We start from the raw sequence: 17,085 nt of genomic DNA on the forward strand, positions 1-17,085 counted from the left end.
CGACAGGTTCTTGTCGCCGGTATCCACGTAGTACCGCGGTGCGTCGTTGTCCTTCAACACGAACCCGTTGCCGGCAAATTCGTCGCCATAGTCCTTCAGCACCGGAAACGGCTGGTGGCAGGTCGTGCAGGACATGTTGTATTTGCGGGCAAATGCCGGAATTGCCAGCACGTCGTCACTCTGCACGACTACGAGAATCGAAGCGGCAACGATTGCCGTCGCCAAAATCCCAATGATCGAGATGATCGTGCGCATCGCATCCTCCTCTTAGGGCAGTACCTGAATCGTGGTGGCGTGGTTGTTGATCACGAAAATCTGCGATTCCTCCGCCGGCACGCCGAGAAAATCCGCCACCGGCTTCACCAACAACTGATAGTTCAGCGTCGCGGTCACTTTCAACTCGCCCGATGCGACCTTGTCCGGCAGAACGAAAGTGAAGGTCTCCAGCTTGGTTTCGCGCGGCCCGATCCGGTAGTCCGGCCCTTGTGACTTGGTGTTCCACTGCTGAATCGTCATCCGCCCCTGTGGGTCGAAGTACGGCATCCGGAAGATTCGGTCGCCGACCGGCACGCCGTCCCGCTGCACACCCTTGAAATTCGGGTCATTCAGAGCGATACCCATGTCCTGGTAAGCCAGCACGTCGGCGGCAATTGTGTATTCCTCGCCGCTGAATCCCTTGGGGTCGACTTTCAGGTGATAGGTACTGCCGTCGGCGTCGACAGCTTCAACATGCAACCAGACGATGCGGTCTTCGACCGAACCGGTCGGAAACTTATGCCCCGTCTTCTGGTTGAAGAGCGCTACGGTAAACTTGACTGACTCACCCGGTTCGGCTTCCCGGATATCCGGCTGAATGCGCAACTCGATCGTTCCGCGCAGCTTACCCGGATCATGTGCGCCGTGGAACAGGTGCAGCCGAACGTCCTGATACTCCGTACCCATCTGCGCACTCACTCCCGGTGCGCTCGTCATATGGCACTTCTGGCACGGCACCCCTTCCTTGGCATAGGGTCCGTCCTTCCACTCGAGATGCGTCGACTTGACCCAAACGCCATATGGTGATTTCTCGTTGTGACAGGTACCGCAGAATTCGGCCGTTCCCAGGAAATCGTTCTTGACCATCTTGTGCGCCGGCGATTCGCCCACCGCCCGCGGCCCTTGCTTGTTCTCGCCGGGCTGACTGTGCCAATTGAAATTGTGCGGTGTGTCACCCTCGAAACCAGTGATGGTATGGCAGACCTCGCAAGAAACTCCCTCATTGGCACGCGTCCCCTTCTCCGGCGGCGCCGGCGGCACATCACCCGCCAGAAACGCCAACGGTGCGTGACAGCCGTTGCAGCCGGCTTTCACTCCCGCCACGACCGGATCCTTTTCCGCGTGCGGAACGGCCAGCTTGAAATACTCGATCTCGTCCCAGTGATGAGTGTACGACTGCGACATCATTGCCTGTTTCCATTGCTGATAGAAGTCGGTGTGGCACGAACTGCCGCAGAAGTCCGGGGTTTCGTAGCTCTCGTATTTCTGCGTACCCAGCGCCGCATCGCCCGCTTTGGATTGTGCCGCCAGCGGCATCGCTGTTATCGCCAGCACGACGATTGCCAGCGCTGCCGCGCGCATCAGGCCTCGATTGACTCTGTTCGCTGATTGTGACTCCGTGTACATCTCTCGCTCCTTCCGCTTGTGATCTTTTTCACATATGCGTGCCTGCAATCGCTGTTATTACAGAGTAGACTATCCTCGTTACGCGTACACTACGTAACGGCTCGAATGCAGAGAGTCAAGGCAAATTGGCGTAACGGCTAAAGTGAGGGCTCTTCACTTTGCCGCGGCTGCAGGGTCGCAAGCAACACGCCGGCAAGAATCAGAATTCCCCCGATCAGAAAGTGCGACGTCAAGCGTTCGTTCAGCAGCAGGTAGCCCAGGGTGATGGCCACCAACGGCTCCAGGAAAGTCATCAGCGACAGCGCCACGACGGAGATTCGCTTCAGCAAGTAGTACCACAGAATAAAGGCAACGCCGGTGCCCATCAGCGCCAGGTAAAGCAACGAGAGCCAGCCCGCGCGCTCGATTTCGAGCTTCAGCGGCCATTCCAGCAGAAGCATGCTCGGTACCAGAAGCGCCAGTCCCGGCAGGATCATCAAGATCGAAAGCTGGATTGGATCAACCGCACCCAGGTCGCGCTTGATCAGCACCGACGCCCACGAGCAGAACGCCGACGCCAATAGCATTGAGGCCATCCCGTACACCGGCCCGCCGAGCGCGAGATCCTGCGAAAACAATGCAATCGTGCCGCCGAAGCCCACCACCATCCCGACGATCACCCGCCAAGTCAGCTTCTCATCCGGTAAGAGGTAGTGCGCGAACAGCGCGGTGAAGAACGGCATCGTCGCAAACAAGATGGCAGCCAGCGACGCGCTGATCCACTGCTGCCCCAGATAGATGAAAAAGAAATTGAGGCCGTACATTAGGAAACCGGAAATGAGGAGGCTCCTCCGCAGTTTCGGCAGGCTGGGCAGGCGATAGCGCCAGGTTCGAAACACCGCCCCGAGTACCGCGAAGGCGATAACAAAGCGCAGCACCGCCGCCGTGAACGGTTCCGTCGATTGCAGCCCGAACTTGACGGCTACCCAGGTGGAGCCGAACAGCAGCAGCGCCAGCACGTAGATTGCAATCATCATTGGCAGGGTGTTCTCACGGATTGGAGAAGTCGTGTGACTTAGAACTGCCCGGCAGCAACCGCCCGCGCCGTTTGATCGAACGGGTTGCTCACCAGATATTCGCGGGATATCCGCATCGCATCCTCCCGCCGCCCGTTCTGCGCGTAGAGCGACAGCAAGGAGCGATACGTGATTTGCGACGCCGGATTGATGCGGTAGGCAACTTCCGCCGCACCCACAGCCTCGGATGAGCGTTTCAGCGTTTGCAGCGTCAGGGCTTTGTACTGGTAGTAGAAGATGTTGTCGGGATTTGATGCGATCAATTGATCGCAATACTTCAGATACTCGGTCAGCGCCGAGTCGGTCTGTTCCGGCGTGAACTTGAGTTGATCCGCCAGCACGGCTCGGAATTGCCAAAACTCCGGATACTGCTTGACGAACAGCTCCGCTAACTCGCGCGCCTTTTCCGGCTGTTGATTCCGGGTCAGGTAGTCGATGAATTCCACCCCGACCTGCATCGAGCCGATCGCCAGCGTCGTCGCCACTTCGTCGCGATAGACTCTGAGGTCATCCAATCCGCGCACGCGATAATTGCGGAACAGATCCAGCGACCGGTCAACATCCCAGGCGCCGCCCATCTGATCCTTGCCGACCTGGATCAAGTAACCCAGACGCAGGCTGTGCTCCGCCAGCGGATATCGCACCTGCCGGGGAAGGTCGCCGGAGAAGACAATCGGATACTTCCATTGGTTGGCGCCGACGATATTTTCAACCATTTGATCGGCCACCGTCACCAACTGGTTGCTGGCTTGGTCGCGAAACGCCATCAGCAGATGCTCCCAGCCACCGCGCAGATGATCGACATAAGGACGCAACGGCCGCGTCGTCGAGATGCTCTCCCAGCGCATCTGCTCGTCGGTAAACGAAATCGGCACCCCCATCTCGTGCTTGAGCTGAAGCTGGTACCAGTCGGTCTGAATCAGCGACAAGTTCGCGATTTTGACGTCGCGCCGATAGTGGTAGACTTCCTGCAGACACCACAGCGGGAAAGTATCGTTATCGCCGTTGGTGAACAAAATGGCGTCCGGCGGGCACGAATCCAGATAATTGGCGGCGTAATCGTACGGCATGTAATTGTCGGATCGGTCGTTGCCGTGATAATTGGCCGAGATTGCCACAACCGGAAAGACCAATGTCGCCAAACCGGCGAGCAGAGTTATCACCTGGCTGTTCGCCGCCCGCAGCCGCTCCAGCAGCCAATTGAGTGCAACATACAGCCCCAGGCCGATACACAGTGCAAACGTGATGAACCCCGGTGTGAAGAAATAATCGCGATCGCGCACTTCCAACCGGTCCAGCCCCGTGAGCTGATCCATTTGTGACCCGTCGGAGAAGTTCATATACAGCACCAGCCCGATCGTTCCCGCCAGCAACACCAGCAGGAAAAAGAAGCCCGGTTTCCACTTCCACTTGATCAGCGCCACCATCCCGATGATCGCCAAAGCGAGCGGAATCACGAACAGCATCCCGCCAAAACCGAACTGATCGACCAGAAATCCGCCAAAACCGATTCGCGGATAGTCACCGAATTGATGCGACCACGATGCCCGCCGATTGAACATCTTCGTGAGCATCGACTCCTGTCCGTACTGCTTGCGCTGCAGGTAGCCGTAGAAGCGCTCCCAGTCCGAGGGTGCGTTCTGGTTGATCCGCGGCTTCTCGGCCGCCCGAATCGGGATGTAGGCGTGTGCCGAGAACCCCACCATCGCCGCCACCGTCAACCCGAGGCACAGCCCCCAGCCGAGACTGCGCTCTTTGAGGAACGCCACCAATGAAACCACCGCCCACAGCGGTACCGCAATCAGGAACCACCCCACATCAATTGCCACCAGGAAGAGCACAACCCCGCTGACCCAAAATCGCCAGTCAGTGCGCAGTCTTTCGTCGACCAGAATCACGAACAGGAAGACTGCCGGCATTGCCAGGAATGTCGTCATATGTACGGCAACCGATAAAACGCTCAGGTAGGCAATCGCAACCAGATACAACAGCCCGCGGCTGCTGTTACGCTGATCATACCACTGCAGCGCCAGCCAGATCAACGCGAAGTAAATCAGCATCGCGAGCGCGTAGACTTCAGCCTCCACGGAATTCGACCAGTTGGTCCGCGAGAAGGCGAACAACAGAGCCCCCGTCGCCGAGCAAAGATAGGCCAGCAATTGCTTGGGCCGGCTCTCATCGACTCCCGGCAGGAAACGCAGCAGCCGCACCGCCACAAGATAGCCGAAGGTCGCCGCCGCCGCGCTGCTGAAGACTGAAACCAGGTTCACACGGTATGCGATGTCGAAAACCAGCGGAAACAAGGAGAAGACACGACCGATCAGGAGGAACAGCGGATTTCCTGGCGGATGCGCAATTCCCAGAATGTAGGAACAGGCTACGTACTCGCCGCAATCCCAGAACGACAGCGTTCGCTGCACCGTCATCCAGAAGACCACTAAGGATGTAACGAAGACAAAGGTGGCCGTCAGCAGGTGGGCCCAATTACGTGGTTTATTTTGAAACAGCCGACTACTCCTTCGTACAGTCTCCAGTCATTTAGCCGATGAATATAAGGCAATTTCCCTTTTGGACAACCCTTTTGAGGAGGAATCCATGTTGACCTGGTGTGCTCTATTGTTTGTGCTCGGGATCGCGGCGTTTCTCGACTCGATCTACAATTACGGAAACATCTTCCGGCAGATCAATTCAGTATTATTTATGCTGACGTCTCTCGGTCTGCTGGTGCGAACCACGACCAAGATGAAGCTGAAAACGATCGAGACGCAGTTGAAGCAGATCGAACTATTGCAGGCCGAGCTGCGCGAGTTGAAGAACCAGAAGAAGGTTGCCGTTTAGGCGCAGGCGCTACGACTTCGGCTTCTCCGTCCGCGCACAGAGAATTCGCTCCGTTTGCCACAGCTTCTTGCGGACGTCCTCGACATTGAGACTTTTGGGGTAGTTCAGAATCACCTGTTGATAGGTGGTGCGGGCCATCTCGCAGTTCTTCTGCGTGTGGGCGTAGATGTCCCCCTTGCGTTCGATCGCCAGGGGCGCATAGAAGCTCTCCGGACGCAGTTGCACCAACGTGTCGTACGCCGCCAGTGCCAGAGTGTCTCGGCCCAGAGTCGCCAGGATCTCGCCGCTGGTCAGCCACGCCAGCTCCGGCAGGATCTTCGACTCCCGATACTTCAGCTTGTTCAACAGCTCCAGCGCCGTCTGGTACTCGAAGCGAAATTGCGCGTACGCCGCGTTTGAGTAAATCTGCAGTATCGCTTCATCCATGCCGGCATACTCGGTAATCAACATCATGCGCCGTAGACAATCGTTGACGAAGACGCTTTTGGGGTAGGTGTTCATCATCCGCGAGTAGGCATCTCGCGCCAGTGAGAAATTGCCAGTGAAGAACTGCAACTCGGCTTGCTTGTAAAGCAGTTCTTCCTGGTTGCGCTGCGGTAGTGACTTCAGTTCGATTTGGGCGTACAGCGAATCCGCAGCACCGGCCTGCCCGAGCGCCAGATAGGCGTCGGCAACCACGACTGTGCCTGCCGCCGCCAGCGGCGAACGGGGATATCGCTCGATTAGTCCGCCAAGCGTGGCAATCGCCGCGCGGGGGTCATGCAAACCGTAAAGCTGTACATGTCCCAGCGAGAAAAACGCTTCCGTCCGGTCGCGATCATTCGGCGTACCGGCAATAATCTTTTCGTATAGCTCGGCCGCCTGAGCAAATTCGCCGGCAGCCGCGTGCGTCTCCGCCAGCAGGAACTGCGCCTGAACCAGGTAGGGTGAATTGGGTATGGTCTCGATCAATGCGCACGCCCGATGTACCATCTCGTGTACCCCGTTGTCGCGGGCCGCGCGGGCGAAATACAGCAGGTACCTGCCTTTGCCTTGCGCCAGCGAATCCACCATCCGAAACCGATCGAACGCCGCGGCAAAATCACCCTGCGCGACGAGATAGTCCCCGTAGTACCGCTGCGCCTCCGCATTGCGCGGATTGCCTGCCAAGATCTCCGCAAGCGCTTCGCCCAGCCCGGTGTCGAATTCCTCCTGGGCATCCAGCTTGATCAGCGCCGCCACCTTGCCGGAGACCATCACTTCCTGCGCGGTGTCCTGCTGGACGACCGCAAAGTACTCGCGCGCCGCATCACCGTAATTGCGCAAGATCTCGTAGACCTGCGCCAGCTTCCGCGCGAACGCCCGCGGTTGGCCCAGCTTGCGCCGCGACTCCTGCAGGAATTTCACGCCGTCGGCATAATAGCCGCTGCCGATGAACACGTCGGCGGCCTGTTCGTAATATTGCAGATTCCCTTCGCCGAGCGTGACCGCTTCATCGACCGTTTGCCGACCGTGCACCTCGTCCCCCGCGCGGAAATAGACGGCGCTCAGTTCCAGCCGGTAGCTAATCTCCTGCGTCAGAAACGGAGCCCGCGCGATTAGCCGTTCGAGGATCACCCGCGCCGAATCATAGTCCTTCAGGCAGACATAAGCGTTCTTGAGACTGAGCGCTACCCGCTCATTCTGCGGCTCGGCATCATACAGCGGCCGCAACTGCACGACGGCATCGCCGCAGCGCCCGGAATAGATCAACGTTTCGGCATTCTTGATTCGCTGTGTCTCGCCGGGCGACTGCGCTGCGGCCTTGCTCGCAGCGGCGCCTACCGCCAATACCAGTAGAAACGACGCCAGTACCTTGGCTTTTTGAAGTGTCTGCGCTAGTGCCAATGGTCCCTTGTCGCCCCTATTTCTCTGGCTGGGTTCCCGAATTGACCGCGCGGAAGTAGTTCTTGATCAGTTCTTCGTATTCCGGCGGATAACCCTCGTTCATGAACTTCTGCAAGCGGTCCTGAAAACTTTGCTTGGAGGCCGTCTCAAACTGCAGTTGCTCCGGCGAAGCGCGCCGGATATCGCGACCGGCCTCGGCCTTGCGCTCCTCGGAAAAGTCCTGCCGCTCCAGCGAACGCTGGAAATCGAGCATCCGCTGGTAAATCTTGTGCTGCCGCTCCAGTGTCTGTTCGCCGACGCTGCCGCCCTCAAAGTCCTCAACCACCTTCTGCGTCTCCTTCGCCAGTTCATCGAGCCGGCCGAGAATCTCGCGGCGATTTCCCTGCTCCTGCTGCAACTCTTCGAGGCTCTTGCGGACGGCACTCTGTTGCGCCGCCATCCGTCCCAGATCGCCCGCTTTCGGTTTGGCGTTGCCCGGCTTGTCGCACATCGACGACGTCTGGTTGTTGATCTGCTTCTGTTGCTGCGTCAGCTTGTTCATCTTCTGAAACATGTTTTCATTGTTGCAGCGCCCGCTATTGCACATCGACTGGCTCTGCGCCGACTGCATCAACTGGTTGGCGGCCTGATTGAGCGAGAACATGGCCTCCTTCTGGTTGCGCAGGGCGCCGGCCGCATCGCGCCGCATCAACCCCTCAGTCGACTGCGTCATCGATTCCTGCGCCGAATTCATCAGTTGATTGACCTGCTGGTTGTAGAAAGCTGATTCCTTCGAGATCTCCCGCAGCCGCTCGTCTAACGCCTGCATCGTCCGCTGTAGCGCCTGTTGCTCGGCCGCCAGTTTCTGCAGTTCCGGCGAGGACGGGTCGGTGCTCTCGGCCAGATTGTAGACGTCTTCCTGCTTCTCGGAAACATAAAGCACGTCGTTGGCCGCTTCCTTCATGTTCTCCGCCGCCTGCTGACCTTGGCTGTTATTAAAGGCGTCCTTCTGCTCCTGCATCTGCTTTTGCATCTGCTTGAGGCTCTCCAGCGCCATGTCGCCCGACTGCTTGGCCTGCTTCTTGTTCTTCTGCTGCAGCTCCTGACTCATCTGCTGCATCTCTTCGCCGGCCTTCGATTCCTGCGCCTGCTCGATGAATTCCTTGGCGTTTTCCTGCTGGTCGAGCTTGAGCTCTTTCAACATCTCTTCCAGCTCCTGGGCCTGTTTCTGCAGATCGTCGAACTGCTCCTTGTTCGCCTTTTCCTTCGGAGCCAGGTCGGCCAGCTTTTCCTGCGGCGAACTCTCGGTCTGCTGATTCATCTTCTCCTGCTGCTCGATCAGCTCCGCCAGTTGTCGCATCATGTTTTCCATCTTCTGCTGCGCTTGCATGAACTTCAGCAGCGCCAGTGTCCGTTCGATGCGTTCTTTCAGCTCTTCCTGCGACATTTCCATCTGTTCGGCGGCTTTCTGCAGCTCCTCCGGCGACATCTTGTCCAGCGCCTCCTGCATCTTCTTCATCGCCTCTTTCATCTCCGGCGTCGCCACTTCGTCGAACAGCTTCTTCAGTTCCTGCAGCTTCTGCATGATTTCCAACGAGGTCAGATCGTTCTTGCGCATCTGCTCTTCCATCTGCTCCATCCGGTTGGCAATCTGCTCCATCTGGTCAAACAGGTTTTGCTGGTTCTGCAACGCTTTCTGGATTTCCTGTTTCTTCTCCCAATCCATCTCCTGATTGCTCAGCAGTTGTTCCTGCAACTTCTGCGTATTCTCCAGCAGCTCATCCTGCGCCTTGCGCACTTCTTCGAGCTCATTAATCTGCGACTCGCTCTCTTCCTCCAGATAGGAAAACTGCTCTTGCAGCGACGGCAGCCGCGCCACCAAGACCTGCGACTGGGCCCGCTTCGGCCCGGTAACCGCGTCGTTGTCGGCGACCTCAAACTGGTATTCGACCCAGCCGCCTGGTTCCAGACCGATGTCCGACAGGTCCCACGGATAGCGCACCTCGATGCTCTTCCCAAGCGCGCGGTCGAACGGCACCGCCAGCTTGCGTTCAAACGTCTCCCCCTGGATTGTAAAGACGCGATAGCGCAGGGTCAGTTCCGAAAAACCGAAATCATCGAACAGCTTGACGCCCAGATCCAGCGCCATGTCGTCGCCGAGATTCACCGGCACTCCCGGTGCGAACAGATCCGCCTCCGGAAACGCGTCGGCGATCGCGCCAATGCGATATTCAATCGGATCGGGATTGAGATTGCCCAGCTCGTCGGTTACGGCAATATGATAACTCCCCTCCTCCATCACCTTGATCGTGCCGGTCAGCTGATGGTCGCGAATCGTCAATCCTTCCCGTCGGCCGTCCTTGAAGACCATCTCCGCAGTCACCGCCGGCTTGTTGACCGTCGCTTCGACCTTGACCGTGGTGCCCTTAATCGCGGAGATATTGCCGTCGTTCTCGTCCACAACCAGCGGCTGCAGCCCGGTATATTTGGGATAAGCATAGGTCAGCTTGATATCGATCACGCGCGGCTTGTCGACCGCATCGACCTCGTACTTCGGCGACTCGATTTCGCCGGCTGTCACCCAGTACTCGAACGAGCGCCGCACCTCGCGGAACTCAAACGCCAGAATTGTCGAGTCGTCCGCCGCCAACTTCCCCGCAATCCCCGAGGCCGCCGCCTTCGCGGAGCGTTCCGGTGAGAACTCCTCGATTTTGACCGGTCCGTCTTCATATCGCCAGTGCAGCTTGGCGTCGTTCGGCAGATTCCTGCCGCTCAGGATCGCCCGCACCGTCAACGGCGCGAACTTGGCGACCTCCGTACCTTCCGGCTCAACCTTCAGCCGATAACTCAACTCCCGTTCAACTTCGACCGTCGGGTTGGCGAACAAGTACACTGTCTCGTTGAAGACGCTCGGAAATGCAAATCCCAGCAGAATCACGGACGCCGCCGACAGCGCCAGAAAGCGCAACGACCGCTTCAGGTAGGCATGGTCGACCGTCTTGTTGAAATCGATTCCGCGGCACATCTCCTCCGACTCGCGCATCACCGCCTGGATCATGTCGGTGGAGAAGCCTTCGCGGTTGTTCTGAAGATTCCGCTCCAACTGTAGGGAGGAAATCAGCCGATCCTGCAACTGCGGGTACTTCGCCTCAACCTGCAACGCCACGCTCTCGGTCGAAGGCTTGCGAATCCACGGCCACACCACGGTGATAAAGAAGAGCGTCAATAGCGCGATCCCCGCGATCGCGATAAAGATGGTGCGGAATGTCGCCGTTAAGAAGAAGGCGGCATTGAAAACGAACCCCAGCAAGAACAGAAGTGCCACCGCGGTAAGAATCAGCGCCGTGCCATTGGCCAGATGGCCGAGCAGCATGAAATTGCGCAGCTTAACCAGTCGATCGGTGAGATACTGAAGTGTTGTGCGGGGATCCATGACGGTACCTCTCGATTATCGAAGTTGATGCGTGACTACTAATTAGTTAATGCCCAGATCAGGATGTTTGTTCCCATCTGCAGTGCCGCCGTTCGCTTTTCCGGCGGGTCGTTGTGGACACGCGGATCTTCCCAGCCGTCGCCGATATCCGATTCAAAGACGAAGAGCACGACCAGGCGTTCACCGATAAACCACCCAAACGCCTGCGGCGGCTTATCATCGTGCCTATGAATCTTCGGCAGTCCGTTCGGGAATTTGTAGTAGCAACTGAAAACTCCGTGATTAAACGGCAATTCGCGCGGCTCCTGATCCGGAAACAGCTTCTTCATCTCGCGGAAGAATGCCTTCCGCATTCCGTACGAATCGTTCGCCAGCAGAAATCCGCCGGCCGCCAAATATCTGCGCAGCGTTTCCAATTCGTCGGCACGGAAGTTGACGTTTCCGTGTCCGGTCATGAACAGGAACGGGTAATTGAATAAGCTGTTGTCGCTTAACTCGATTCGTACCTCGTCCTTGTTGACGGGAATCCCCGTGTTCCCGCGAATGTATTCGATCAAATTCGGGAGCGCCGATGAGCCCCAATACCAGTCGCCACCGCCCGGATATTTCAGTCGGGCGATTGTTACATTATTAGTGATCTCGGCGGCCACCGACGCAGCCGATACCGCCAGGAGTGCCAGAACGACGAGCAAGCTGTATCTCTTCATCTAACTATGATTTATACGAAATCTGAGCGTTTTGGTTCGGAGCTGCCGACCAGAAACAAGAATTACGATACACCGGCGTTTCTTCCGTGAACCTTTCAACCAGGCTACTAATTCTCAACTGACAATCGGTCGAAAACGTATAACGTATGAATATCTGCTCAGGTGTTGTATGATAAAGACCGACGAAGATGTTTGCCAGGTAAAATTCATCAACCTCGAAACCGTCGATGAACTCCGTAAGTCATTGCCTGACAATGCGATAATCGAACGGCTCGCAGAAATTTTCTCTGTCCTTTCCGATCCAACGCGCCTCAAGATCTGTATCTTCTTGTCTCAAGCCGAATTATGCGTATGTGACCTCGCTGCACTTCTCGGAATCTCAGAATCAGGAGTTTCCCATCAGCTTCGGCTACTGCGTTCTCTGCGACTCGTCAAATACCGCCGGGAAGGGAAAATGGCATTCTACGCACTTGACGATGCGCATGTGACCACGCTGATCAATCAAGGGATGGTGCATGCTGAGGAGAAGAAATAGCCATGGCTCTCGCTCGGGTTGAAGCTCGAACCACTCCAATTGACTGCCCGAACTGCGCCAAGACAGCAGAAACGGAGATCAAGAAGATTCCGGGGATCACCAACGCCCGGGTCGACCTTCTCAGTGCGAAGGTTTTCTACACTTTTGATCCCGACCAAACGGACGCCTCAGCTCTGCGCCGTCGCATTGAAGGTCTCGGTCATTTCAAATTTGTCGACGATGCCGAGCCGTCCAGCTCGCGTCTGCCGTTCTCGCGATCTCTGGGCTGGTCGCTCTTCGCCGCAGTAATGGTCTATGGTATCGGTGCGCTGCTCCGTTTCGGTTTCGGCCTGGAGGGAGCTGGAAACGTCACATTTATTGCGGCCACGCTCATTGGCGGTTGGGATATTCTCCGTCGCGCCCTGATCGCAGTCAGGCATCGCCGCCTCGACATCAATTCGTTGATGGCGCTGGCAATCCTGGGTGCCATCATCATCGGCGATCTGCACGAGGCTGTCGTCGTTGTCCTGCTCTTCAGCCTGGCCAACTTGTTGGAGTCCTACTCGCTCTGGCGACTGTCGCGGACTCTCTCCGGTCTTTCAGAATTCACCAGCCACCGGGCCCTACTCAAACGCGGTGCGGAACTCGTCGAAGTTGACCCGGAGAAGCTGATCCCGGGCGATACGATTGTCCTTAAGGAAGGCATGCGCGTTCCGGTAGATGGAGTCGTGATTTCCGGGCGCTCTTTCGTCGACTTCTCATCGTTGACCGGTGAGACCCACCCTGACAGCATCGGTCCCGGCGATGAAGTTTACGCCGGCGCCATCAACCAGGACGGCTACCTCGAGGTCTCAGTGTCGGCAACGGTGGAAAATTCGCGCATCGGGCGAATTCTTCAGTTAGTCGGCGAAGCCGCCAGTCGCAAGGCCCGCGTGGAACGAGTTGTCGATCGTTTCGCTCGCATTTACACTCCCCTGGTCGTTGCGCTGGCCCTGCTGGTGGCAACCGTGCCGCCGCTGTTTCTCGATGCGTCGTTTTCCGCATGGTTCTACAAGGCACTCGTTTTTCTCGTCATCTCTTGCCCGTGCGCGCTGGTGATTTCGACTCCGGTCGCAATAACGACTGCGCTTTCAGCGGCGTCACGACTCAAGGCCGTTTTCAAGGGCGGCGACACGCTGGAGCAGATGGCATCAATTTCAACGGTGGCCTTCGACAAGACCGGCACGCTAACAACCGGGGCTTTGAGCCTGGTCGCAACTGAGACGGTAGACTCTCTGACCTCATCCCAGGCACTTCAAATAGCCGCGTCGCTGGAACAGGTTTCACAGCATCCGATCGCTCGCGCCCTCACGGTGGCCGCGGCGATAGCGCAGCTGCCTCTGTTGCCGGTTGACGCTGCCCGTGCTCAGCCCGGTATCGGCGTCAGCGGTGTCATTGGCGGACGTCACTTCGAGTTGGTCGCTGGTGAAGATCGTCTCGAAGCAGCGTCCGGGGGTCGTGCCGTCCGGCTCAGAGGTAACGGCATCGATATTGCTTTGTTCCGTTTGTCGGACGAGCTTCGCCCGGAAGCTTCGGAGATCGTCGAGCACCTGCGAGAAGAAGGAATCACAACGATCGGCATACTTTCCGGCGACGGCAATCAGGCAACCGCGGCTGCAGCCGCACGCCTGAAGCTCGATTTCGCCCACGGCAGCCTGCTGCCGGAACACAAGTACGAGCAGATCGAGAAACTGGGTGGTGGCGTCGCCATGGTCGGTGACGGCATCAACGACGTTGTGGCTCTGTCCGGCGCTGATGTCTCAATTTCACTGGCCGGCTTTGGCAGCGACATCCCGGCACAACATGCCGACATCATCCTCTTCGGCAACAATCTGACCGCATTGCCCAAGCTCTTTCGCCTTGGTAAGCGCACCTTGGCGACCATCAAGTTCAACATCGGCCTCGCGTTTGCCGTTAAGCTTGTATTCCTGACCCTGGCAGCACTCGGTTTCGCCGGGCTCTGGATGGCCGTGCTGGCCGACATGGGTGCCTCGCTGGTCGTCATCTTTAATAGCCTGCGCTTACTCCGGCAATAACCGCAACATCCGTTTGCTTCTTCGGCTTCAATCCCGTATTTGTAGTGCAATGAAGTACAAGCCCCTGGTTTGGCTCGCCCTGATCGTCGTGGCCTTGATTATTCTCGGTTTTGGGGCGATCCGCATCTTCGTCTCGCCGCAGCGAATTGCGGCGGCCATTATCCCGCGCATGGAAGAGCTGTTGGATCGCCGAGTCAGCGTCGGCTCCTCGGAATTCTCTTACTTCCCGCCTGGAATTCGCATCTCCAATCTGGCGATTGCCAACAATGACCGCTTCGCCGGTAAGCCGCTGGCACGCATCGATCACATCAACGCCTACGTCCAATTGCTCCCGCTTCTGATGGGGAGAATCAAAATTAAGGAACTGGCGATTGACGGCTGGGAAATGTTACTGCAGAAGGACTCGGTGGGCGCGATCAACTACGACTTCTTCCGCGCCCGCACCATCTTCCCCGAATCGAATGAACAAGCGCAAGAACCGCTTTGCCGCCGGTTCCGCCTCAACGACGGCCGTCTGCTCTTCCGCGACGACTCCACCGGCATCCGCTTCGTCCTCGGCAATATCCGTCTGAGCTACGACCTGCGCGGCGAGCGGCTGTCCGACATCGCCGGCAAACTCGAAATCGATTCGCTCTTTCTTTGGGCCGACGCCGGCAACCTGCTGATCCACCCGACCGCCGTCGAAGCGGACTGGCGCGGCTTCTACTCAGCGCTCCATGACTCGGTCGCCTTCCGTCGCTGTAGCTGGCGCATCGATAAATTCTCCGGGCGGCTCGACGGCTCCATTGCCCGGATCGGGACCCGTCCGGCCTTCAATCTGCGCCTACTCTCCGAGCGCACCGATCTGGCCGACTGTGCGGATTCGCGCGTCATCAAGGCACTGCCTCTGCTGCGTGATATGAAACTCGCCGGACAAGCACGTCTGGAAATTGCCTGGTCAGGTGTCGCCGGCAATCCCGCGTCGCGGAACCTCAACGGGAAAGTCAGTCTCGCCGACTTTACCGGCATGCTGGAATCGAGCGGACTCGAAATGCGCAGCAAATTGATCGAAAGCAACTTCAACGAGAAGACCCTCTCCGTTTACACGGAATCGGCGACCGTCAACGGCGCGCCGGCGACCCTGCGGCTGACAATTGACGATTACGAAGAGCCGACCATCTCGGGCGAGGCTAACGTGAGCTGTCGTGCCGACGTCATCGCGCGTGCGCTGAATTATCAGGCGCCGCAGTCGGTTTCCGGCGAGGTCGCGGCGAATATTTCCGGGTTCATCAAGTCCGCCCAGCCGGAGCAAAGCCGGATTTTCGGCTCGCTGCTGGTCGAACGGCTGGCAATCGTCGATACCGCGCGTCCCGTGAATCTCAACGAACTGAACCTTGACATGCAGTTCACCGGTGACTATGCGCAGATTGCCCGCTGCGACCTCGCTTCCGGCGATAACAATCTACAGCTCACCGGCAGCATCGTCGGTTTCCCTGCCGTGCTTGCTGGTCGTGAGCACGCCCACCGTCCGCCGCAACTGGATGCCGTCATCTCGTCCAGCCACTTCGACTTCGACGCCCTGCGCCAACTCGGCGATTCCACCGCAGCCGATACCGGCGCCGTGGCCGATTTGATCAATCAACTCGTCGGCATCAACTCCTCCACCAAATGGCTCGTCGCCGAGGGACGCATCGCCGGCATCGACTTCACGAACCTCGAGTCGCGCATTTCTGTGGTTAATCGGATTGTCTATTCCGACTCCACTACGTGCCGCATCTTCGCCGGTAAGGCCTCTGGCGAAATCGTTGTCGATCTTAATAATCCCGCAAAACCGGATTTTGAACTCGAAGCGCGTAGCGAGGAAGTTCTGGCTGACCTTGTCCTCGATCGCTTCACTGGATTCGGACCGCGCCTGACCGGAGATGCGGATTTGCAGGTCAACGCCAAATGGAAGGGTACCACAACTGACGAGGTTCTTTCTACACTCACATTGAAGGGCGAAGCTGTTCTCGAAGACGGTCGCATCACTCCCTTTGACCTGAGTCGGCAATTCGAATCGGCGTTGAGTCTCCCGGCTTTCGATCGCAGCAAGGTCGAGGACCTCGTCTGCAGCTTCCTCTATGCCGATCGCACGGTGCGCCTGAGCACGCTGGCGTTCGATTCCGGCGATATTGAATATGCAATAACCGGATCACTCTCATCCGCTAACAATCCCGATTTACGGGTCACGCGCAAAATATCTAAAGACGAGGCAAAGTCTCTACGTTCACGACCCGATTTCACGCGGATTGCCGGTGAGAAGACCCCCAAAACGATCGTCATTGAAATCACTGGCAATACCGCCGCCCCGCAGTTCGCAATCACCGGTGCGCGTTAGCGATCATCTTATCCGTCGGTACATAATTGCCGATAAATCAGTATATGGCCTGGGAAGACATCCGCGCAATTTACCGCAATGACCCTGCCGCCCGCGGGCTGGAGCCAATCCTCTACGCCGGACTGCATGCGATCCTGATTCACCGCCTGTCACACCGGCTGTATCGAATGGGGCTGCGCTTTATCGCTCGCCTCATCTCGCAGATCGCCCGCTTCTTCACCGGCATTGAAATCCACCCCGGCGCGACTTTGGGCAAAGGCGTTTTCATTGATCACGGCATGGGACTGGTCGTTGGAGAGACTACCGAGATCGGCGATAACTGCGTCCTCTTCCATAACGTTACCCTCGGTGGCACAGGCAAGCATTCCGGCAAGCGCCATCCGACGCTCGGCCACAACGTCTACGTCGGTACCGGCGCCATCATCCTCGGACCGGTCAAGATCGGCGACAACGTCCGCATCGGCGCGAATTCATTCATCTATATGGGCGACGTGCCCGATGATGCTACCGTCGTCGGCATCCCGGCTCGTATCGTCCGCCTCAAGGGCGCCAACGTTGACTTGCCGTTGCCAAAGACCCAACACCCCGAAGACTGATCGC

General features: G+C 57.8%; 12 protein-coding genes. 5 read left to right on the plus strand and 7 right to left on the minus strand.

Annotation, left to right across the window (positions count from 1 at the left end; genetic code table 11):
* The 4 genes from IT585_12800 to IT585_12815 form a co-directional block, all read right to left on the minus strand.
* Positions 1 to 255: hypothetical protein (locus tag IT585_12800; protein MCC6964123.1), on the minus strand; the 255-nt coding region annotated here is incomplete at its 3' end.
* Positions 256 to 267: 12 nt separating this feature from the next.
* On the minus strand, positions 268 to 1,617 hold the full coding sequence (locus IT585_12805; protein MCC6964124.1) for a hypothetical protein: 1,350 nt from the start codon (positions 1,615 to 1,617) through the stop codon (positions 268 to 270).
* A 182-nt stretch (positions 1,618 to 1,799) separates the two neighbouring features.
* On the minus strand, positions 1,800 to 2,678 hold the full coding sequence (locus tag IT585_12810) for an EamA family transporter (protein MCC6964125.1): 879 nt from the start codon (positions 2,676 to 2,678) through the stop codon (positions 1,800 to 1,802).
* 38 nt (positions 2,679 to 2,716) lie between these two features.
* Positions 2,717 to 5,137, minus strand: a complete 2,421-nt coding sequence (locus IT585_12815; protein ID MCC6964126.1) for a DUF2723 domain-containing protein — start codon at positions 5,135 to 5,137, stop codon at positions 2,717 to 2,719.
* A 175-nt stretch (positions 5,138 to 5,312) separates the two neighbouring features.
* Here IT585_12815 and IT585_12820 point away from each other — a divergent pair, with 175 nt between their 5' ends.
* Positions 5,313 to 5,555 carry a hypothetical protein gene (locus IT585_12820; protein MCC6964127.1) on the plus strand — a complete coding sequence of 81 codons (243 nt, stop codon included), beginning with the start codon at positions 5,313 to 5,315 and terminating at the stop codon, positions 5,553 to 5,555.
* Positions 5,556 to 5,564: 9 nt separating this feature from the next.
* Here IT585_12820 and IT585_12825 read toward each other — a convergent pair whose 3' ends face one another.
* The 3 genes from IT585_12825 to IT585_12835 are packed head-to-tail and all read right to left on the minus strand — an operon-like array spanning position 5,565 to position 11,540.
* The gene (locus tag IT585_12825) at positions 5,565 to 7,421 is read right to left on the minus strand and encodes a tetratricopeptide repeat protein (protein ID MCC6964128.1); all 1,857 of its coding nucleotides are present in this window, start codon (positions 7,419 to 7,421) and stop codon (positions 5,565 to 5,567) included.
* Between the two features lie 16 nt (positions 7,422 to 7,437).
* Complete coding sequence (locus IT585_12830; GenBank protein MCC6964129.1) at positions 7,438 to 10,833, minus strand: hypothetical protein; 3,396 nt, start codon at positions 10,831 to 10,833, stop codon at positions 7,438 to 7,440.
* A 38-nt stretch (positions 10,834 to 10,871) separates the two neighbouring features.
* Positions 10,872 to 11,540 (minus strand): DUF4159 domain-containing protein, encoded by a 669-nt coding sequence (locus IT585_12835; GenBank protein MCC6964130.1) that lies wholly within the window; start codon positions 11,538 to 11,540, stop codon positions 10,872 to 10,874.
* 169 nt (positions 11,541 to 11,709) lie between these two features.
* Between IT585_12835 and IT585_12840 the strand changes: the two genes are divergently transcribed.
* Genes IT585_12840 through cysE form a run of 4 tightly spaced genes read left to right on the plus strand, consistent with a single transcriptional unit; the run spans position 11,710 to position 17,081 of the window.
* Positions 11,710 to 12,075, plus strand: coding sequence for a winged helix-turn-helix transcriptional regulator (locus tag IT585_12840; GenBank protein ID MCC6964131.1), 366 nt, complete (start codon positions 11,710 to 11,712; stop codon positions 12,073 to 12,075).
* Between the two features lie 2 nt (positions 12,076 to 12,077).
* Positions 12,078 to 14,129, plus strand: a complete 2,052-nt coding sequence (gene cadA, locus IT585_12845; protein MCC6964132.1) for a cadmium-translocating P-type ATPase — start codon at positions 12,078 to 12,080, stop codon at positions 14,127 to 14,129.
* Between the two features lie 49 nt (positions 14,130 to 14,178).
* Positions 14,179 to 16,485, plus strand: coding sequence for an AsmA family protein (locus IT585_12850; GenBank protein MCC6964133.1), 2,307 nt, complete (start codon positions 14,179 to 14,181; stop codon positions 16,483 to 16,485).
* 44 nt (positions 16,486 to 16,529) lie between these two features.
* Entirely contained in the window at positions 16,530 to 17,081 is a 552-nt protein-coding gene (gene cysE, locus IT585_12855; GenBank protein ID MCC6964134.1) for a serine O-acetyltransferase, read from the plus strand.
* Positions 17,082 to 17,085: the final 4 nt, after the last annotated feature.

Source organism: Candidatus Zixiibacteriota bacterium, from assembly GCA_020853795.1.
Taxonomy (GTDB): Bacteria; Zixibacteria; MSB-5A5; order CAIYYT01; family CAIYYT01; genus JADJGC01.

What these genes read in the sequence shown, in the direction of transcription:
- IT585_12840 (MCC6964131.1), top strand. Translation starts at nt 11,710, where the DNA reads ATGATAAAGACCGACGAAGATGTTTGCCAGGTAAAATTCATCAACCTC.
- IT585_12805 (MCC6964124.1), bottom strand. Translation starts at nt 1,617, where the DNA reads ATGCGCGCGGCAGCGCTGGCAATCGTCGTGCTGGCGATAACAGCGATG.
- IT585_12830 (MCC6964129.1), bottom strand. Translation starts at nt 10,833, where the DNA reads ATGGATCCCCGCACAACACTTCAGTATCTCACCGATCGACTGGTTAAG.
- IT585_12850 (MCC6964133.1), top strand. Translation starts at nt 14,179, where the DNA reads ATGAAGTACAAGCCCCTGGTTTGGCTCGCCCTGATCGTCGTGGCCTTG.
- IT585_12835 (MCC6964130.1), bottom strand. Translation starts at nt 11,540, where the DNA reads ATGAAGAGATACAGCTTGCTCGTCGTTCTGGCACTCCTGGCGGTATCG.
- IT585_12810 (MCC6964125.1), bottom strand. Translation starts at nt 2,678, where the DNA reads ATGATGATTGCAATCTACGTGCTGGCGCTGCTGCTGTTCGGCTCCACC.
- cadA (MCC6964132.1), top strand. Translation starts at nt 12,078, where the DNA reads ATGGCTCTCGCTCGGGTTGAAGCTCGAACCACTCCAATTGACTGCCCG.
- cysE (MCC6964134.1), top strand. Translation starts at nt 16,530, where the DNA reads ATGGCCTGGGAAGACATCCGCGCAATTTACCGCAATGACCCTGCCGCC.
- IT585_12820 (MCC6964127.1), top strand. Translation starts at nt 5,313, where the DNA reads ATGTTGACCTGGTGTGCTCTATTGTTTGTGCTCGGGATCGCGGCGTTT.